The sequence below is a fragment of the Amycolatopsis sp. NBC_00355 genome (assembly GCF_036104975.1).
In the GTDB taxonomy this organism is placed as follows: Bacteria; Actinomycetota; Actinomycetes; order Mycobacteriales; family Pseudonocardiaceae; genus Amycolatopsis.
The window spans coordinates 9,598,278-9,617,691 of the sequence record NZ_CP107982.1 but is presented as its reverse complement, the minus strand read 5'-3'; the positions used below and the strand labels follow the sequence as shown (position 1 = coordinate 9,617,691).

Annotated in this window: 11 protein-coding genes; 1 reads left to right on the top strand and 10 read right to left on the bottom strand. The window is 71.7% G+C overall.

The genetic code is table 11. The annotated features are described in order from the left end of the window. Positions 1–4: 4 nt before the first annotated feature. From OHS18_RS44750 to malQ, 8 genes are all read right to left on the bottom strand, one after another. Complete coding sequence (locus OHS18_RS44750; protein ID WP_328614884.1) at positions 5–1,378, bottom strand: maltokinase N-terminal cap-like domain-containing protein; 1,374 nt, start codon at positions 1,376–1,378, stop codon at positions 5–7. Positions 1,379–1,383: 5 nt separating this feature from the next. Continuing rightward, positions 1,384–3,192, bottom strand: coding sequence for a maltose alpha-D-glucosyltransferase (gene treS, locus OHS18_RS44745; protein ID WP_328458759.1), 1,809 nt, complete (start codon positions 3,190–3,192; stop codon positions 1,384–1,386). 57 nt (positions 3,193–3,249) lie between these two features. Next, positions 3,250–5,232 (bottom strand): alpha-1,4-glucan--maltose-1-phosphate maltosyltransferase, encoded by a 1,983-nt coding sequence (locus OHS18_RS44740; RefSeq protein ID WP_328458761.1) that lies wholly within the window; start codon positions 5,230–5,232, stop codon positions 3,250–3,252. 316 nt (positions 5,233–5,548) lie between these two features. Beyond that, positions 5,549–7,696: a glycogen debranching protein GlgX gene (gene glgX / locus OHS18_RS44735; protein WP_328458763.1), complete on the bottom strand. Its 2,148-nt coding sequence runs from the start codon at positions 7,694–7,696 to the stop codon at positions 5,549–5,551. Positions 7,697–7,843: 147 nt separating this feature from the next. Next, positions 7,844–9,559 (bottom strand): malto-oligosyltrehalose trehalohydrolase, encoded by a 1,716-nt coding sequence (gene treZ / locus OHS18_RS44730; RefSeq protein ID WP_328614883.1) that lies wholly within the window; start codon positions 9,557–9,559, stop codon positions 7,844–7,846. Beyond that, the gene (gene treY / locus OHS18_RS44725; RefSeq protein WP_328614882.1) at positions 9,556–11,832 is read right to left on the bottom strand and encodes a malto-oligosyltrehalose synthase; all 2,277 of its coding nucleotides are present in this window, start codon (positions 11,830–11,832) and stop codon (positions 9,556–9,558) included. Before treY ends, treZ begins: the two co-directional genes overlap by 4 nt. After that, positions 11,829–13,949 (bottom strand): glycogen debranching protein GlgX, encoded by a 2,121-nt coding sequence (gene glgX / locus OHS18_RS44720; RefSeq protein ID WP_328614881.1) that lies wholly within the window; start codon positions 13,947–13,949, stop codon positions 11,829–11,831. Before glgX (OHS18_RS44720) ends, treY begins: the two co-directional genes overlap by 4 nt. Positions 13,950–14,037: 88 nt before the next feature. Beyond that, the gene (gene malQ, locus OHS18_RS44715) at positions 14,038–15,993 is read right to left on the bottom strand and encodes a 4-alpha-glucanotransferase (RefSeq protein WP_328618687.1); all 1,956 of its coding nucleotides are present in this window, start codon (positions 15,991–15,993) and stop codon (positions 14,038–14,040) included. Between the two features lie 172 nt (positions 15,994–16,165). On the opposite strand from malQ, the gene OHS18_RS44710 reads away from it, so the two are divergent. Then, positions 16,166–17,620, top strand: a complete 1,455-nt coding sequence (locus OHS18_RS44710) for an amino acid permease (RefSeq protein ID WP_328459000.1) — start codon at positions 16,166–16,168, stop codon at positions 17,618–17,620. Here OHS18_RS44710 and OHS18_RS44705 read toward each other — a convergent pair. Both OHS18_RS44705 and OHS18_RS44700 read right to left on the bottom strand, forming a co-directional pair. Then, complete coding sequence (locus OHS18_RS44705) at positions 17,598–18,380, bottom strand: DUF6885 family protein (RefSeq protein WP_328614880.1); 783 nt, start codon at positions 18,378–18,380, stop codon at positions 17,598–17,600. The genes OHS18_RS44710 and OHS18_RS44705 overlap by 23 nt on opposite strands. 633 nt (positions 18,381–19,013) lie before the next feature. Continuing rightward, entirely contained in the window at positions 19,014–19,412 is a 399-nt protein-coding gene (locus OHS18_RS44700) for a VOC family protein (RefSeq protein ID WP_328614879.1), read from the bottom strand. Positions 19,413–19,414 lie beyond the last annotated feature (2 nt).

The window sequence follows — 19,414 nt, the reverse complement described above, 5'->3', positions numbered from 1 at the left end:
TTCCTCACCCATCTCCCCGCATGATCCGGGCGATCGAGGCGAGCGGGACGCCCAGCCAATCGGGCCGGTTCGCGTACTCGTAGCTCACTTCGTAGATCGCCTTGTCCAGTTCGAACGCGCGCAGCAGCTCACCCTGGTCGCGCGGGTCGGCCGCGATCGCGGCGTACCCCTCGCAGAACGCCGTGCGGTTGCGGGCCGACCACTCCTGCGCCCGCTCGGCCAGCTCCGGGTCGTCCGGCTGCCCGACCAGCATCTGCTGGGCCGCGTAGTCGAACGACCTCAGCATGCCCGCCACGTCGCGCAACGGCGACCTGAGCGCGTGCCGCTCCTCGACCGGGGCCGCGGGCTCGCCCTCGAAGTCGATGAGCAGCCAGCCGGTGACCGTCCGCAGCACCTGGCCCAGGTGCAGGTCGCCGTGGATGAACTGCATCGTCACGGAGTCGGCGGGCAGCGTCCGGAGCGTCTCGAACGACGCGCGCAACGCCGGCGCGTGCACGGCCAGCTCCGGGACCTGCCCGGCGACGGTGTCCAGCCGCGCGATCATGGCCTTCATCGTGCGGTCCAGCTCGTCGGCGTCGACGCCTTCGGTGTCGAGCGCCGCGGCCAGGTCCGCGTGCACCTCGGCGACCGCGCGGCCCAGCCGCTCGGCCTCGCCGGCGAAGTCGCCGCCGACCTCCTCGGCGTGCCGCTCCGGGCCGGCCATCAGGTCGCGGACGCTGGTGGTGGCCATCGCCCAGCCGTCGACCGCGTCCGGGATGAACTGCTGGAGCATGCCGACCGTGGTCGGCTCGCCGTCCAGGTCGCCGGTGATCGAGCCGAGCGGCGCGGCGATGTGCTTGCTGCCCACCTTCTGCAGCGCGCGGTGCAGCAGCAGGTCCTTGTTCTGGCCCGGGGTCAGCTTGCGGAACAGCTTGAGGATGTACTGGCCGCCGTAGACCAGCGAGGTGTTGCTCTGCTCGGACGAGATCGGCCGGGCGCGCAGCCCGGTCTCCAGCTCCACGCCGGGCTCGTGCCCGAACCCGAGCGCGCCGACGCGCCCCTCGCTCGCCATCAGGTCCAGCAGCACGCCGGTCAGGTCCGCGTCCGCGGACGCCTCGTAGGCGTTCAGGTCGCCGCCGGCGACGATCCAGCTGCCCGACGCGATCTCCGGTGGGTGCGTCCGGCGGCCGACGAGCAGCTGGTAGGGCTCGTGGCGGTCGCCCTGGATCACCTCGATGACCAGGTGCAGCAGCTGCGGGTCGCCTTCGACCAGCTCGGTCACGCCGAGCGGCCGGACACCGGTCACCGGCCGGTCCTTGCCGGCGAACCAGCGCTGGGCCGGCAGCCACCGGGCCAGATCGCCGGTCAGTGCGTCGACCAGCTCACTGGTCTCGGACACGGAACTCACCTCGCTTCGCCTTCGTCTCCCGGGGTCGTCAGCTGGAACCAGTAGAAGCCGTGCCCCGGCAGCGTCAGCAGGTAGGACAGCTCCCCGATACCCGGGAAGCGCACGCCGCCGGTCAGTTCGACCGGGACGCACCCGCGGTGCGCGGACAGGTCCAGCTCCACCGGCTGCGGGAAGCGGGAGAGGTTGTTCACGCAGAGCACCGTGTCCTCACCGCCGTCCGGGCGCCGCCACTGGCGCTTGTAGGCCAGCACGCTCGGGTTGGAGCCGCCGAGGTCGACGAACTCCCCTTCGGCGAAGGCGTGGTGCTGCTTGCGCACCTCGATCATCCGCCGGGTCCAGTTGAGCAGGGAGGAATCGTTGTTGGACTGCGCTTCGACGTTCAGGCCCTGGTAGCCGTAGACCGGGTCCATGATCACCGGGAGGTAGATCCGGCCCGGGTCGCACGAGGAGAACCCGGCGTTGCGGTCCGGGGTCCACTGCATGGGTGTGCGCACCGCGTCGCGGTCGCCGAGCCAGATGTTGTCTCCCATGCCGATCTCGTCACCGTAGTACAGAACGGGCGAGCCCGGGAGGGACAGCAGCATCGCCGTGAACAGCTCCTGCTGGTTCCGGTCGTTGTCCAGCAGCGGGGCCAGCCGGCGGCGGATGCCGATGTTGGCCTTCATCCGCGGGTCCTTGGCGTACTCCGTGTACATGTAGTCGCGCTCTTCGTCGGTGACCATCTCGAGGGTCAGCTCGTCGTGGTTGCGCAGGAAGATGCCCCACTGGGTGCCGGCCGGGATCTCCGGGGTCTGGGTCAGGATCTCCGAGATCGGGAACCGCGACTCGCGGCGCACGGCCATGAAGATCCGCGGCATCAGCGGGAAGTGGAACGCCATGTGGCACTCGTCGCCGCCGACCGCCGGGTCGCCGAAGTACTCGACGACGTCCGAAGGCCACTGGTTCGCCTCGGCCAGCAGGATCCGGCCGGGGTACTCGTCGTCGACGACCTTGCGGCAGCGCTTGAGGAACTCGTGCGTGCGCGGCAGGTTCTCGCAGTTGGTGCCCTCCTGCTCGAACAGGTACGGCACGGCGTCGAGGCGGAAGCCGTCGATGCCCAGGTCCAGCCAGAACCGCAGGGTGTCGATCATGGCGTTCTGGACGTCGGGGTTCTCGAAGTTCAGGTCGGGCTGGTGGGAGAAGAACCGGTGCCAGTAGAACTGGCCGCGCACCGGGTCGTAGGTCCAGTTGGACGACTCGGTGTCGACGAAGATGATCCGCGCGTCGGCGTAGCGGGAGTCGTCGTCGCTCCACACGTAGTAGTCGCCGTACGGGCCGTCGGGATCCTGGCGCGACTGCTGGAACCACGGGTGCGCGTCCGACGTGTGGTTGAGCACCAGGTCGGTGATCACGCGGATGCCGCGCCGGTGCGCCTCGTTCAGCAGGAACACGAAGTCCTCGACGCTGCCGAACTCCGGCAGCACGGCCCGGAAGTCGCTGATGTCGTACCCGCCGTCGCGCAACGGCGACGCGTAGAACGGCGGCAGCCACAAGCAGTCGATGCCGAGCCACGCCAGGTAGTCCAGCCGGCCGGCCAGGCCGCGCAAGTCGCCGGTGCCGTCGCCGTTCGAATCGGCGAAGGCGCGCACCAGCACCTCGTAGAACACCGCGCCCTTGAACCACGCCGGGTTGCTCGGCGCCTGCTGCGCCGAGCGGAAATCCTCGGCCTGGGGTTCGACCAGCATCCCGTCGGCCGTCATGGCCTCACCGGTGTGCGGCACGCCCTCGAGCCCGAGCGCCGCGTCGGGGCGAGTCTCCTCCGCCATGTGTTCCACCTCGTCCCTCAAGTCCCGCACTTCCCGCACTGTCCCGCGTTTTCCCGTCTACCCGGCCAGCCGGCGCCGGACCGACACCACGTGGGCCACGGCCCGCCACGGTTCGAGCCGGACGAAGTTGGCCTGCCCCCAGTCCCAGGTGTCACCGGTGACCTCGTCGTGGGCGATCAGGCGTTCGTGCGCCTCGAAGCCGAGGGCCCCGGTGTCGAGCCACAACGTGCCTTCCTGCGGCGCGTACGGGTCGAGCGTCACGACCGTCACCACGGTGTCGCCGGTGGCCGGGTCCTGTTTGGAGTAGGCCAGCAGCGCGTCGTTGTCGACGTGGTGGAAGTGCAGGGTGCGCATCTGCTGCAGCGCCGGGTGCGCGCGGCGGACGGCGTTGAGCTTCGCGATCCACGGCTCCAGCGACCGGCCTTCGGCGAGCGCGCGGTCGAAGTCGCGCGGGCGCAGCTGGTACTTCTCGGAGTCCAGGTACTCCTCGCTGCCGTCGCGGACCGGGACGTGCTCGAACAGCTCGTACCCCGAGTAGACGCCCCACGTCGGCGAGATCGTCGCGGCCAGCGCGGCCCGCAGCGCGAACATGCCCGGGCCGCCGCGCTGCAGCGACTCGTGGAGGATGTCCGGGGTGTTGACGAACAGGTTCGGCCGGCCTTCGTTCCAGTGGTCCCGCAGGTCCACGGCGAAGTCGATCAGCTCCTGCTTGCCGGTCCGCCAGGTGAAGTACGTGTAGCTCTGGGTGAAACCGAGCCGGGCCAGGCCCCACAGCCGCGCCGGGCGGGTGAACGCCTCGGCCAGGAACAGGACGTCCGGGTGGGCGTCCTTCACCGACTGGATCAGCCAGGCCCAGAAGTCCGGCGGCTTGGTGTGCGGGTTGTCGACCCGGAAGATCTTCACCCCGTGCTCGGCCCACACGAGCATGACCCGCAGCATCTCTTCGTAGACGCCCTTGGGGTCGTTGTCGAAGTTGATCGGGTAGATGTCCTGGTACTTCTTGGGCGGGTTCTCGGCGTAGGCGATCGACCCGTCCGGCCGGGTGGTGAAGAACTCCGGGTGCTTGAGCACCCACGGGTGATCGGGTGCGGCCTGCAGCGCGAAGTCGAGCGCCACCTCCATGCCGAGCTCTTCCGAGCGCGCCACGAAGGCGTCGAAGTCGTCAAAGGTGCCGAGGTCCGGGTGGATGGCGTCGTGCCCGCCCTCGTCGGCGCCGATCGCCCACGGCGAGCCGACGTCGTCCGGGGTGGCGTCGAGGGTGTTGTTGGGGCCCTTGCGGTTCACCCGGCCGATCGGGTGGACCGGCGGCAGGTAGACGACGTCGAAGCCCATCTTCGCGACCCGGTCGAGCGCGGCCGCGGCGGTGGTGAACGTGCCGTGCACGGCGTTGCCCTCGGCGTCGAGGCCGCCGGTGGAGCGCGGGAACAGCTCGTACCAGGAGCCGTATGCGGCGCGCTTGCGGTCGACCCAGAGCTTGAACGGCTTGCCCTTGGTGATCAGCTCGCGCACCGGGAACTCGTGCATGAGCTGGCGGACCTCCGGCGACAGCGCGGGCCCGACGCGCTCGGCGAGGGTCAGCTCGTCGTTGCGCAGCGCGACGACCGCGCCCGTGAGCAGCGCTTTCTCGGCCCGGCGGTCCGGGCGACGGGAGACGCGCTCCAGCAGCCGGGCGCCGTTCTCGAGGTCGTTCGCCAGGTCCTCGGGCCCCTGCCCCGCGGCGATCTTCACCTCGACGGCGTGTTCCCACGTCGCCCAGGGATCGCTCCAGGCGTCGATGCGGTAGGTCCAGAGCCCGGTGACGTCGGGGACGATCACCGCGGCGAACTCGTCGGGGTGATCGGGGCCTCGCGGCACCATCCGCGCCTGGCGCGTCAGGCGGTCGCCGGGGCCGCGCCACGCGACGGTGGCCGCGACGGCGTCGTGACCTTCGCGCCACACCGTCGCGGTGACGGGAATATGTTCCCCCGCAACGGCTTTGGCCGGATACCGGCCGCAGCTCACGCTGGGGGAGACATCGTCGATACCGAGCCGGCCGGTCATGGGCAACGCCCCTCGATCTATGGGTGTGGACTCAGGCGTCGTCAGTCTGCCCGACTCGATCACGCACGATCGAGGCAGGGCTCTCTTGTTCTGTACCCAGACTCGTTCGAGTGAAACGCTTCCCGCGCAAAGGTTCCCGGCGGATGTCCGGCGGGTTACGACCGGACGGCGGTGTACCCGAAGGCTCACGTACCCAGGCAGTCGGCTCACGTACCCAGGCAGTCGGCTCACGTACCCAGGCAGTCGGCTCACCGTCCGACCTTCCAGGTACGCGAGCCGACCCTCCAGGTACGCGAGCCGACCCTCTGGGTACGCGTCAGTAGCTTTCGGCCGGCTGCTCCGCCGCCAGGCGCGGCGCGCGCAGGAGGAGCAGCGAGCGCGACTGGAGCGTCACCCGGCTCTTCGGTTCCAGCGGGCCGGGGTTGCCCGGGCTGCCGTCGCCGGTGCTGGTGTCCAGGGTCGGCTTGAACGTCTCGCCGTACTCGCGGCCCGGCAGGACGACCTCCGTGGGCTCGTCGCCCGCGTGCAGCCACAGCAGCCACGAGTGGTCCGGGACCAGCGCGCCCTCGCGGTTGCGGGCCTGGCTGTTCGAGCCGTCGATCCACATGCCCAGCGTGCGGCGGTCGGCGAACCAGTCGCTCTCGCCGAACTCCTCGCCGTCCGGGCGGAACCAGACCAGGTCCGGCTTGCCGGTCGGCGTGGTCCGGCCTTCGAAGAACTCCGGCTGCCGCAGCGCCGGGCTGTTCGCGCGCAGCCGCACGACGCGGCGGGCGAACGCGAGCATCGTCTCGGCCTCGGGATCGCCGGGGGTCCAGTCGAACCAGGACGTCTCGTCGTCGAGGCAGTAGGCGTTGTTGTTGCCGTGCTGGGTGCGCCAGAACTCGTCGCCCGCGGTGAGCATCGGGGTGCCGGTGGACAGCAGCAGCGTCGCGAACAGGTTGCGCGCCTGTCGGGTCCGCAGCTCGCGGACCCCGGCGTCGCCGGTCTCGCCCTCCGCGCCGTGGTTCCACGAGCGGTTGTCGTTGGTGCCGTCGCGGTTGTCCTCGCCGTTGGCCTCGTTGTGCTTGTCGTTGTAGGACACCAGGTCCCGCAGCGTGAAGCCGTCGTGGGCGGTGATGAAGTTGATCGACTGCCACGGCCGGCGCAGGTTGTGGTCGTAGAGGTCGGACGAGCCGGCCAGCCGGTAGGCGAGGTCGCGGACGCCGGTCGCGCCGCGCCAGAAGTCCCGGATGGTGTCGCGGTAGCGGCCGTTCCACTCCGCCCACTGGGCGCCGAAGCCGCCGACGCGGTAACCCTCGCCGGTCGCGTCCCACGGCTCGGCGATCAGCTTGCAGCGCGAGAGCACCGGGTCGGTGGTGATCGCGGTGAGCAGCGTCGAGGCGGCGTCGAACGCGCCCCCGCGCGGCCGGCCCAGCGTGCTGGCCAGGTCGAACCGGAAACCGTCGACGCCGAGCTCCTGCGTCCAGTAGCGCAGCGAGTCGGTCACCAGCCGGACCACCGTCGGCGAACCGGCCTCCAGGGTGTTGCCGCAGCCGGTGATGTCGGCCATGTGGCCGCGGTCGGTGTGCAGGTAGTACACCGGCGCGTTGAGCCCGCGGAAGCTCAGCGTCGGCCCGTCCGGCCCGCCCTCGCAGGTGTGGTTGAACACGACGTCGACGATCACCTCGATGCCGGCCGCGTGCAGCGCCGCCACCATCAGCCGGAACTCCTCGACCTCGTGCCCCGGCTCGCTGGCGTAGGCCGCGTGCGGCGCGAAGAAGCCGAGCGGCGAGTACCCCCAGTAGTTGTGCCGGCCGCCGCGGACCAGCGACGGCTCGTCGAGGAACGAGTGCACCGGCAGCAGCTCCACCGACGTGACGCCGAGCCGGGTCAGGTACTCGATGGCCACCGGGTGGGCCAGGCCGAGGTAGGTGCCGCGCAGCGCCTCGGGGATGAACGGGTGCTGCTGGGTGAACCCCTTGACGTGCAGCTCGTAGATCACCGCCTCCTCGAACGGCACCTCCGGGTGCGCCCCGGTGTCCGGGCCGCCGGGCGAGGTGACGACCGAGAGGGGCACGCTGCCCAGCGAGTCCACTGTGGACATCGGGCCGCGGTCCGGGTCGCCGGTGAAGCCCTGGGCGGCGGTCAGGTCGGTGAGCTGGCCGGTGATCTGCCGGGCGTACGGGTCCAGCAGCAGCTTGTTCGGGTTGCAGCGCAGGCCGCGGGCCGGGTCGTATGGCCCGTGGACGCGGTAGCCGTAGCGCTGCCCCGGCGTCACCCCGGGCACCAGGCCGTGCCAGACGCCGAACGTGCGCTCGGTGAGCGCGATCCGCCGCTGCGACCCGTCGGCGTCGATGAGGCACAGCTCGACGGCGTCCGCGACGGCGGAGGTGATGGCGAACCGGACCCCGCCCGCCTCGGGGTGGGCGCCGAGCGGGAACGGGCGTCCGGCGAGGACGTGATCGGCGGAGGGTCGGGTAGCCATTCCTGAATCGTCCCAGACGCCGCCCCCGGTCCGCCGCACCGAGGGCGGGATTCAGCGGTATTCCGCGCTCGGGGCACCTGCTGCCGAAGTCCGTGAAGGCCTCCTTGAGGGACTCTGAGTCCCTCAAGGAGGCCTTCACGGACCTTCTCAGGGTGCTGTGGACGCCAGCACGAAGGACTCCGGCGGCAGGTGCGCGGCGCCGCCGTCCAGGGTGGCCGGTGCCCAGGCGAGCAGCTCCTTCGTGGCCCCCAGCGGCAGCGTGACGTCGCCCGGGCCGAAGTTGCACGCCAGCCGCAGGTCGCCGCGGCGCAGCACGAGCCACGACCCGTCCGGCGCCGCGTCGATCCGCAGGTCCGGCGTCCACGGGTCGGCCAGCTCGGGCCGTTCGCGGCGCAGCCGGATCAGCGCGCGGTAGAGCTCCAGCATCTCCCGGTGCTCCGGCTGGTCGGCCTCGGCCCAGTCGAGCTTCGAGCGCTCGACGGTGGCCGGGTCCATCGGGTCGGGGACGTCGGTCTCGCCCCAGCCGTGCCGGGCGAACTCGCGACGGCGTCCGGTGCGGACCGCCTCGGCCAGCTCCGGGTCCGGGAAGGAGGCGAAGAACTGCCACGGCGTGCTCGCCGCCCACTCCTCCCCCATGAACACCATCGGCGTGAACGGCGAGCAGAACAGGATGGCCGCGCCGCAGGCCAGCCGGCCCGCGGGCACCGTCGCGGACAGCCGGTCGCCGGCCGCGCGGTTGCCGATCTGGTCGTGGTCCTGCAGGTAGGCGAGGAAGCGGTGCCCGGGCACGCTGCGGGTGTCCACCGGCCGGCCGTGGGTCCGCTCGCGGAACGACGACCAGGTGCCGGCGTGGAAGAAGACGTCGCGCAGCACCCGCTGGAGCGCGTCCGGCGCGGCGAAGTCCGCGTAGTAGCCCTCGTCCTCACCGGTCAGCCGGACGTGCATCGCGTGGTGGAAGTCGTCCGACCACTGTGCCTGCAGGCCGTAACCGCCGCGCTCGCGGGGCGTGACCAGCTTCGGGTCGTTGAGGTCGGACTCGGCGATCAGCGTCAGCGGCCGGTTCAGCGCCGTCGACAGCGTCTCGACCTCGACGGCGAGCTGTTCGAGCAGGTGGACGGCCCGCCGGTCGAGCAGCGCGTGGACGGCGTCCAGGCGCAGCGCGTCGAGGTGGAAGTCGCGCAGCCACGCGAGCGCGTTGTCGACGACGTAGCGGCGGACCTCGTCCGAGCCCGGCCCGTCCAGGTTGAGCCCGGGTCCCCAGTCGTTCTGCCCGGCGAAGTACGGCCCGAACCGGTCGAGGTAGGCCCCCGACGGCCCGAGGTGGTTGTAGACGACGTCGAGCACGACGGCCAGGCCGCGCGCGTGGGCGGCGTCGACGAACCGCTTCAGGCCGTCCGGGCCGCCGTAGGGCTCGTGGACCGCGCCCCAGAGGACGCCGTCGTAACCCCAGCCGGCGGTGCCGTCGAAGGAGTTCACCGGCAGCAGCTCGACGTGCGTGATGCCCAGCTCCACCAGGTGGTCGAGCCGGTCGATCGCGGCGTCGAAGGTGCCGCCGGGGGTGAACGTGCCGATGTGCAGCTCGTAGACGACGCCGCCCGCGAGCTGCCGCCCGTGCCAGGCGTCGTCGGTCCAGTCGAACTCGGCGTGGTCGTAGACGCGCGACTCCTGGTGCACGCCGTGCGGCTGCCACCGCGAGCGCGGGTCCGGCAGCGGCTCGTCGGAGTCGCCGATCAGGAAGGCGTAGTTGATGCCGTCGGCCTCGGCCGACCACCAGCCGCCTTCGCCGCGGGTCATCTCGTGCACGTCGGCGTCGACCCGGACGCGGACGCGCTCGGCCGACGGGGCCCACACGGTGAACGTCATGCGTCTCCTCGCACGAGCAGGGCCACCGGGTAGCGGCCGAACAGGGTGGCCAGGTCCGGGCTCGCGTCGCGGCCGGTCAGGACGTCGGTCCAGACGCCGTCGGGCAGCGGCAGCACGGTGTCGCGCCAGCCGCCGGCCTCGGCGAGGCCGATCGGCAGCCGGGTCACCGCCACCACGAGACCGGGGGCCCGGGTGTAGGCGAGCACGTGGTCCGCGGCGACGCCCTCGGCGCGCAGCGGCCGGTAGCCGCGGAACAGCGCGGGGTGCTCCTGACGCAGCTTCAGCGCCTTGTGCGTCACGAGCAGCTTCGCCGCGCCCGAGGCGTCGATCTCCGGCTGTTCGCCGTCGATGACGCGGGCCAGGATCTCGCGGCGGGCCGGGTAGTCGACCGGACGGCGGTTGTCCGGGTCGACCAGCGAGAAGTCCCACAGCTCGGTGCCCTGGTAGACGTCCGGGACGCCGGGCGCGGTCAGCTGCACCAGCTTCTGGCCGAGCGAGTTGCTCCAGCCCGGGCCCTCGATCCGGCCGACGAACGCCGCGATGTCCGCGGCCAGCTCGGCGTCGCCCATGACGTCGTCCGGCCAGGCCGCGACGTCCTTTTCGAACTCCTCGTCGTGGTCGGTCCAGCTGGTCCGGAGCTTGGCCTCCTTGGCCGCCTTGTCGAGGTAGTCCCGCAGCCGGGGCGGCTCGATCGGCCAGGTCGACACCAGCGTCTGCCAGGCCAGCAGGTTCAGCGACGGCTCGTCGATCCCCCGGCGCGCGGTCCAGCGGCGGACGGCGTCGGCGAACTCGCCGGGCACCTCCGCCAGCACCGACGCGCGGGCCCGGGTGTCCTCGGACCGCTTGGTGTCGTGGGTGGTCAGCGTCGTCATCGCGGCCGGGTAGCCGGCGTCGCGGGCGGCGGCGAGGCGGTGGAACTCCTCGACGCCGGTGCCGAACCGGTCCGGGTTGCCGCCGACCTCGTTGAGCGCGGCGAAGCGGGTGTAGCGGTAGAAGGTGGTGTCCTCGGTGCCCTTCGCGACGACCATGCCGGACGTCTGCTGGATCCGCGTGGCCAGCTCGCCATCAGGTTCGGCGCGCACCTGCGCGTCGAGGGCGTCCAGCGCTTCACCCAGGTCGGGCCGGGCTTCCCGGGCCGCGGCGATCGCCGTCGCCCAGTGCTGCTCGCCTTCGGGCAGGTAGGAGCGGTAGACCGGGAACGCCACCATGGTCTCGGCGACGGCTTCCCGGGCGGCCTCGGTGTTCCCGTGGCGCAGCAGTGCCGCGATCCGCCGGACCTCGGCGACCAGGATCCGGTCGGTGACCAGGCGGCGGGCCTCGGCCTCGACGTCGTGGTAGCCGGTCCGGACGCCGAGCTCGTCCGCCAGCGCGGTGTACGCGGGCTCGGCGGCCGGGTCGACGAAGACCCCGGCGATCTCGCGCAGGGCGTCGTAGCCGGTGGTGCCGTCGACCGGCCAGCTCTGCGGCAGCGGCTCGCCCGGGTGCAGGATCTTCTCCGCCACGATCCACGCGCCGGGCGCGTTCTCCCGCAACCGCCGGAAGTAGCCACCCGGGTCGGCGAGGCCGTCCGGGTGGTCGACGCGCAGGCCGGTGACGTCCCCGTCGGCGACCCAGCGCAGCACCTCGCCGTGCGTCTCGGCGAACACCACCGGGTCCTCGACACGGACCGCGGCCAGGTTGGTGATGTCGAAGAACCGCCGGTAGGTCAGCTCCGCGTTGCCGCGCCGCCAGCCGACCAGCCGGTAGTGCTGGCGCTCGTGCACCTCCTGCGGCGTGCCCTCGCCGGTGCCGGGCGCGATCGGGAACCGGTGGTCGTAGTAGACGAGCTCGTCGCCTTCCACGGTCAGTTCCGACACGGCGTCGTCGTCACCCAGGACCGGCAGCAGGATCGGGCCGCGGTCCCAGTCGACGTCGTAGAAGGCGGCGTGCTCGGCGTCGCGGCCGTGCGTGAGCACGTCCCACCACGAGCGGTTCACCTTCGGCGTCTCGACCGACATGTGGTTGGGCACGATGTCGACGACCAGGCCGAGCCCGGCCTCCTTGAGCCGCTTGGCCAGCTCCCGGCGGGCCTCCTCGCCGCCCAGCTCGGGCCGCGCCCGGGTCGGGTCGACGACGTCGTAGCCGTGGGTCGAGCCCGGCGTCGCGTCCAGCACCGGCGACGCGTAGAGCGCGCCGATGCCCAGGTCACGCAGGTAGCCGGTCAGCCCGGCGGCGTCGGCGAAGGTGAACTCCGGGCGCAGCTGCACCCGGTAGGTCGACTCCGGCACCGTCATTCCGTCTCCGTCCGCTGCAGCACGATCAGGGACCGGGCGGGCAGCGTGAGCTTGCCGCCGCCCTCGATGGGCTCCGCGTCCGTGGGCTCCACCTCGCCGGTCGCGGAGTCGATGACGACCGTCCAGGCCTGGCCGTAGCCGTTGCCCGGCAGCGTCGCGTCGATGTCCTCGTAGTGCGCGTTGAAGGCGAGCAGGAACGAGTCGTCCTCGACCGACATGCCGCGCGGGTCGAGGTCGGGGATCGCCTTGCCGTTGAGGAAGACCACGACCGCCTTGCCGAAGCCGTCGTCCCAGTTCTGCTCGGTCATCTCCTCGCCGGCCGGGGTGAACCAGGCGATGTCGCCGAGCTTGTCGCCCTTGCCGACCGGGCCGCCCTGGAAGAAGCGGCGGCGGCGGAACACGGGGTGGCGGTGCCGGAACGCCGTCAGCCCGCCGACGAACTGGACCAGGCCGGCGTTCTCCTTGGCCAGCTCCCAGTCCATCCAGGCGATCTCGGAGTCCTGGCAGTAGACGTTGTTGTTGCCCTGCTGGGTGCGGCCGATCTCGTCGCCGTGCAGGATCATCGGCACGCCCTGCGACAGGAGGATCGTGGCGAGCATGTTGCGCTGCTGGCGGATGCGCAGCTCGTTCACTTGCGCGTCGTCGGTCTCGCCTTCCACCCCGCAGTTCCACGAGCGGTTGTCGTCGGCGCCGTCGCGGCCGTCCTCGCCGTTGGCCTCGTTGTGCTTCTCGTTGTAGGACACCAGGTCCCGCAGCGTGAAGCCGTCGTGGGCGGTGACGAAGTTGATCGACGCGAACGGGCGGCGGCCGTCGTCCTGGTAGAGGTCCGACGAGCCGGTGATCCGCGACGCGAACTCCCCGAGCGTCGAGGGCTCACCCCGCCAGAAGTCGCGGACGGTGTCGCGGTACTGCCCGTTCCACTCCGTCCACAGGGGAGGGAAGTTGCCGACCTGGTACCCACCGGGGCCGACGTCCCACGGCTCGGCGATCAGCTTCACCTGGCTCACGATCGGGTCCTGCTGCACCAGGTCGAAGAACGTGGACAGCCGGTCGACGTCGTAGAACTCCCGCGCCAGCGCCGAAGCGAGGTCGAAGCGGAAGCCGTCGACGTGCATCTCGGTCACCCAGTACCGCAGCGAGTCCATGATCAGCTGCAGCGTGTGCGGGTTGCGGACGTTCAGCGAGTTCCCGGTGCCGGTGTAGTCCATGTAGTACTCCGGCTCGCCTTCGACCAGCCGGTAGTACGCCTCGTTGTCGATGCCGCGCATCGACAGGGTCGGCCCGAGGTGGTTGCCCTCCGCGGTGTGGTTGTAGACCACGTCGAGGATCACTTCGATGCCGGCCTCGTGGAAGGCCTTGACCATGCCCTTGAACTCCTGGACCTGGCCGCCCTCGCCGGGCATCGCGGCGTACGCGTCGTGCGGCGCGAAGAACCCGATCGTGTTATAGCCCCAGTAGTTCGTGAGGCCCTTCTCCTCCAGGCCGTGGTCGGAGACGAACTGGTGCACCGGCAGCAGTTCCACGGCGGTGACGCCGATCTTCTGCAGGTGCTCGACCACGGCGGGGTGGGCCATGCCGGCGTAGGTGCCACGCAGCGCTTCCGGCACGAACGGGTGATTCACCGTCATGCCCTTGACGTGCGCCTCGTAGATGACCGTCTCGTTGTAGGGGCGCCGCGGCTGGCGGTCGTTGCCCCAGTCGAAGAACGGGTTCGCCACCAGCGAGTACGGCACGCGCCCCGCCGAGTCGGCGTCGTTGCGCTCCTCCGGGTTGTCGAACTGGTAGCCGAACAGCGATTCGTCCCACTTCACGCCGTGCGAGACGGCCTTGGCGTACGGGTCGATCAGCAGCTTGTTCGGGTTGCAGCGCAGACCGCGGCTCGGGTCGTACGGTCCGTGCACGCGGAAACCGTAACGCTGGCCGGGGCCGACGTTGAGCAGGTAACCGTGGTGGACGAAGCCGTCGACCTCTTCGAGCGCGTGCCGGGTCTCGTTGCCGTCGCCGTCGAACAGGCACAGTTCGACCTGCTCGGCCACTTCGGAGAACAGGGCGAAGTTCGTCCCGACTCCGTCGTAGGTGGCGCCGAGCGGATAGGGCGTTCCGGGCCAGGGCCGCACTGGTGTCTCCTCGAGCTTCGGGTGGTGCCGGGGCGTCCGCACTCTCGCGGACGCGCATCACAGGGGGTCGTGCGCTGCCGTATACCCGTTACCCGGGCAACGGACGCGCCGCGGCCAGCGGCGCCACCGCGGCGCGCACTCCCCTCGCGGTGAAGAAGCCGTCGACGCTGACGGGAAGGGGAATCCGCCAGTTAGGGTACTGGTCGACGGTTCCCGGCAGATTCGGCTGCCGCACCTGGCCCGCGACGTCGGCCGGCGAGGTCAGCACCAGCCGTGACGCGGCTTTCGCGAGCAGGGTGTGCAACGCCACGACCGGGTCGCCGTCCGGGATCCCTTCGCGTGCAACGAGTTCGAACAAAGCTTCACGTTCGTCCGCCGCGGCCCGGCTTTCGGCCTCGGCACCGCGGTCCAGCAGCCCCAGCTCGGCGCGGACCCGGACGTGCTCGGCGGCCAGCCAGCCGGCGACCGTGGGCAGGTCGTGCGTGGAGATGCTGGCCATCGCGTCCGGGTCCCAGTCGGCCGGGTCGGTGAACGGGTGGCCGGGGGTGTCCCAGTCGCGTTCGAACCACAGGACGGCCGAGCTCAGCATGCCGCGCTCGTGCATGGTCTCGGTGACGACGTCCTCGACGGTCCCGAGGTCCTCCCCCACGACCACCGCGCCGGCGCGGTGCGCTTCGAGCGCCAGCACGCCGACCATCGCCTCGGCGTCGTAGTGGACGTACGTGCCGCGGTGCGCGGGCTCGCCCGGCGGGATCCACCACAGCCGCCAGAGTCCGGCGATGTGGTCGACGCGGATGCCGTCGGCGTAGCGCAGCACGCCCCGGATGACGTCCCGAAACGGCGCGTAACCGGCTTCGGCCAGCTTGTCCGGCCGCCACGGCGGAAGGTTCCAGTCCTGGCCCTGCTGGTTGAACGCGTCCGGCGGCGCGCCGACCCGGACGTCGGCGGCGAAGACGTCGCGCACCGCCCAGGTGTCGGCCCCGCCGGGGTGCACGCCGACCGGCAGGTCGTGCACGATCCCGACGGTCATCCCGGCTTCGCGCGCGGCGCGGCGGGCCTCGGCCAGCTGCTCCCGGCAGAGGTGCTGGAGCCAGACGTAGAAGCCGACGCGGTCCTTCAGCTCTTCGCGCGCTTCGGCGACTTCGGGGCCGGCCGGGTCGTGCAGCGGCTCGGGCCAGTCCCGCCAGTCGGCGCCGTGCCGCTCGGCGAGGGCGCAGAAGACGGCGAAGCCCCGCAGGTCGTCGTCCGCAGGCAGCTCTTCGACGCGGTGCGGCCAGAGCAGCTCGAGCGCGGCGCGCTTGGCCGTCCAGACGGCGTCGTAGTCGATCAGTTCGCCGTCGCGGTCCGGGGCCAGCGAGCGGACGGCCTCCTGCGTCGCCGCGTCGGCCGCGGTGAAGGTCTCGGTGGCGGTGACGCGCAGGTAGATCGGGTTGGCGAAGCGACGGCTCGCCGGCGAGTAGGGCGAGCGCTCGACGGGGTGCGCGGGGCTGAAGGCCTGGACCGGGTTGACCAGCAGCACACCGGCGTCGAGTTCGGCGGCGGAGCGGGCCGCGAACGTCGCCAGGTCGGCGTAGTCGCCGATGCCCCAGGAGCCCGCCGAGTGCAGCGAGTAGAGCTGCAGCATCCAGCCCCAGGCGGGGTGGACGGCGGGCAGCTTCGCCGGGACCACGGCCAGCACGACGTCCTGCTCGGCGGTGACCACCCGGTGCCAGCCCAGCGGCAGGTCCGCCGGCAGCTCGCCCCGGACGTGCCGGCGGGTGCCGTCCTCGAGCACGACCTCGGCGTCCGCGCCGAGCGCCCTGGTAGTGCCCTCCTGGACGACGACGGTCGGCGGCAGCGCGCCCGCCGGCCGGGCTTCGCGCACCGCGGTCAGGGCCGCGCCGATCGCGTCGTCGCTGGTCGCGTCCACGCCGAACTGCCGCAGGACGGCGACGACGACGTCGTCGTCCACCGCCACCCACACCTGGTCCGAGTTCTCGTACCGGGTGGCGACGCCGTGGGCGTCGGCGAGCTCGTGCAGGGGACTGCGGGCTTCGTCGGGCAGCTCGGGGCCGGGCGTCTCGTGGGGCACTGGCACAGCATTCCGGTGCCCGGCCGTTCGCGCCATCTGCGCCAGCCGACATCACTCGACGCCGTCGAAGGTGAATTCCGGCCGATCTGCGAAACGGCTCGTGACCTTCTAACTTCTCCTCATGGGTGTGCGGAGGACGTTGAACGTGGACGAGGTCCTGAAACGCCAGGACTCGGGTGAGCTCAAGCGGCGGTTGCGCGGGCGCGACCTGATCGGGTTCGGCATCGGGATCATCATCGGGACCGGCATCTTCACGCTCGCGGGCGTCGAGGCGAAGACGCACGCCGGGCCGGCGGTGACGCTGTCGTTCGTGCTCGGCGCCGTCGTCGCCGGGCTCGCGGCGCTCTGTTACGCCGAGCTCGCGTCGAGCGTCCCGACGGCGGGCAGCGCCTACACCTACGCCTTCGCCACCCTCGGCGAGATCTTCGCCTGGATCATCGGCTGGGACCTGCTGCTCGAGTTCGCGCTCGGCGCCGCCGTGGTCGCCCGCGGCTGGTCCGGCTACCTGGCGAACCTGCTCGGCCTGTCGCCGGAGTGGTTCGGCGAGGACGCGAAGGTCAACGTCGGCGCCGTCCTCATCATCGCGGTGCTCACCGTGGTCGCCGTGATGGGGATCAAGGAGTCGGCCTGGCTGACGAACCTGCTGGTGTGCGTGAAGGTCGCGGTCTGCGTCCTGGTCCTCGGCGTGGGCCTGTTCTTCGTCAAGGGCTCGAACCTGACGCCGTTCATCCCGGCGGCCAAGCCGCCCGAGGGCGGGTCGAGCGTGCTGGAGCAGCCGATCGTGCAGGCGGCGCTCGGGCTGGAGCAGTCCGTGTACGGCATCGCCGGCATGATCACCGCCGCCGCCGTGGTCTTCTTCGCCTACACCGGCTTCGAAGCGCTCGCGAACCTCGGCGAGGAGACGCTGAACCCGAAGAAGGACCTGCGGGTCGGCATCCTCGGCGCGCTGGTCGTCTGCGCGGTGCTCTACATCGGCGTCTCGATCGTCCTGACCGGGATGATCCCGTTCACCGACATCGACACCGGCGCGCCGCTGGCCGACGCGTTCGACAAGGTCGGCCAGCACTGGGTCGGCGCGCTGATCTCGCTCGGCGCGGTGACCGGTCTCACGTCGGTGATGATGGTCGAGCTGGTCACGATCGGCCGGATCGGCTTCGCGATGGGCCGCGACGGCCTGCTGCCCAAGAAGCTCGGCACCGCGCACCCGAAGTGGGGCACCCCGCACCGGATGACCATCGGCGGCGCGGTGCTGATCGCGGTGCTGGCCGCGTTCATCCCGATCGCCGAGCTGGCCGACATGGTGAGCATCGGCGCGCTGTCGGCGATGATCATCGTCGCGGTGGCCGTCCCGGTGCTGCGCCGCCGGCGGCCCGACCTCGACCGGCCGTTCACCGTGCCGTTCTCGCCGGTGATCCCGATCGTCGCGGCGCTGGCGTGCTTCTACCTGATGCTCAACCTGAACGTGCTGACGTGGATCCGGTTCGCGGTCTGGCTGGCGCTCGGCCTGGTCATCTACTTCACCTACGGCCGCCGTCACTCCCGCTTCGCGCCGGAGAACGCCGGCCGTGATCCCGAGGTCAGTCCCAGAACGACGGAGTGAGGTTCGCCACGCGGACCGCCTCTCGGGCCACCGCGGCGCGGTCCGCGTCGACGACCAGCAGGACCCCCAGCCCGGCCAGCGCCGCGGTGAGCCATTCCACCGGCTGGTCGTGGATCCCGTTGTCCCCCAAGGACGGGTAAGTGTCCACAACGGACACCAGCGTCCCCTCGGCGCCGATCCGGATGCCCGCCAGGAGCACGAAGTGGCCACCGGGCGGGCGCCAGCGCGACGTCCACAGTGGCGGGACGCCGGTGTCGAGGTAGTCGAGCAGCGCTCGTTCCGGGGTGTCGTCGGCTCCGAGTTCCGCGCCGTCGATCCGGGCGATCACCGCGACGCGCGGCAGGTCCCACAACCCGGCCAGCAGGTCGAACAGCGAGCCGGTGGTCCACTCCCCCGTCGCCGGTACCGCCGTCAGGGCGCCGCCGGACAACGCCCCCACGGCCGTCGCCAGCGCCGAAGCCCGGGTGCCCGCCGTGACCGGATCACGCACGACTCTCGGCGGCAACCGGAAATCGGCCCGCCCCGGCTCGCCCGGCGGGCGTACCGCCGGCCCGCGCACGGTGCCCGCGGCCGCCGCGACGGCGTCCTGGTCGGGCACGTCGACCCCGGCCGCGCGCAGCGCCGCGAGGCCGCAGAACGCCGCGGCCAGCCCGTCCTTCTGCGGCAGCTCCGCCTGGGCCACCGCGGCCAGCCGGGCCCCGCCCGGCAGCCACCGCACCCCGGACAGGTCGAGCTGCCCGCCGTCGATCCCCGAAGACATCGATCCCTCAAAAGTCCCGTCAGTAGCGCCACCGGCGTGCGGCGACGACCTCCTCGACACCCCGTCCGGCCGGGCCGTCCCCAGTATCCCGGCCCGCCACGGCCACGGCCAGCACGATCCGGCTCCCCGGCAGAGGAGGCCCCACCGGAGCGAGCCGTCCACCAGCACCGCCGAGCAGACCTCTTTCCGAGCGGCCCGCCGGCACACCCCCACCAGGGCGGCCCCCACCCTCTCCGGGGGGTCGGCCCCGCTTCCAGCGTATCGGGGGTGTCCGACGAGAAGCCGGAAACCCGGCGAACGAGGGCCGGTTACCCACATGTCGGGCCGCCTGTGGACAACCCCGGCCGAGCGGTTCAGCCGGGGCGAGTGCTCAGCCAGGCCGCGCAGCCACGCAGGCCGCACAGCCAAGCCAGGCCGCGCTGCCCAGCCAAGCCGAGCCCCACAACTCACCCAGGCGGAGCCGCGCAACTCAGCCAAGCCAGGCCGCCCAACTCACCCAAGCCGAGCCGCTCAGCCAAGCCAGGCCGCCCAACTCACCCAAGCCGAGCCGCGCAACTCAGCCAAGCCAGGCCGCCCAACTCACCCAAGCTGAGCCGCTCAGCCAAGCCAAGCCGCCCAACTCAGCCGAGCCGCTCAGCTCAACTCGGCCAAGCCGGGCTGCGCGGTCGCCGGCCAGCAGAGGCAGAACGGGTGGCCCGCCGGGTCGGCGTACACCTGGAAGTCGTCGCCGGTCGTGCTGCCCGCCGCCTCTTTCAGCACCGTGGCGCCCAGGGCCATGACCTGCTCGTGCGCCTCCGGGAAGTCCTCGACCCACAGGTCGAGGTGCACCTGCTGCTTCGCCGGGCCGTCCGGCCACTGCGGCGGCGTGTGGTCCGGGGCCAGCTGGACGCCGATCCGCGGGGCGCCGTCCACCAGCACCATGTGCCAGTCGCCGTCCTCCTCGACCTCGCCGCCGAGGACGCCCGCCCAGAACCGGCTCTCGGCCGCGAGGTCCGCCGCGTCGAACGTGACGACCTGGTGCTTGATGCGCATGC

What these genes read in the sequence shown, in the direction of transcription:
- glgX (WP_328458763.1), bottom strand. Translation starts at nt 7,696, where the DNA reads ATGGCTACCCGACCCTCCGCCGATCACGTCCTCGCCGGACGCCCGTTC.
- OHS18_RS44740 (WP_328458761.1), bottom strand. Translation starts at nt 5,232, where the DNA reads ATGACCGGCCGGCTCGGTATCGACGATGTCTCCCCCAGCGTGAGCTGC.
- OHS18_RS44705 (WP_328614880.1), bottom strand. Translation starts at nt 18,380, where the DNA reads ATGTCTTCGGGGATCGACGGCGGGCAGCTCGACCTGTCCGGGGTGCGG.
- treZ (WP_328614883.1), bottom strand. Translation starts at nt 9,559, where the DNA reads ATGACGTTCACCGTGTGGGCCCCGTCGGCCGAGCGCGTCCGCGTCCGG.
- treS (WP_328458759.1), bottom strand. Translation starts at nt 3,192, where the DNA reads ATGGCGGAGGAGACTCGCCCCGACGCGGCGCTCGGGCTCGAGGGCGTG.
- OHS18_RS44700 (WP_328614879.1), bottom strand. Translation starts at nt 19,412, where the DNA reads ATGCGCATCAAGCACCAGGTCGTCACGTTCGACGCGGCGGACCTCGCG.
- treY (WP_328614882.1), bottom strand. Translation starts at nt 11,832, where the DNA reads ATGACGGTGCCGGAGTCGACCTACCGGGTGCAGCTGCGCCCGGAGTTC.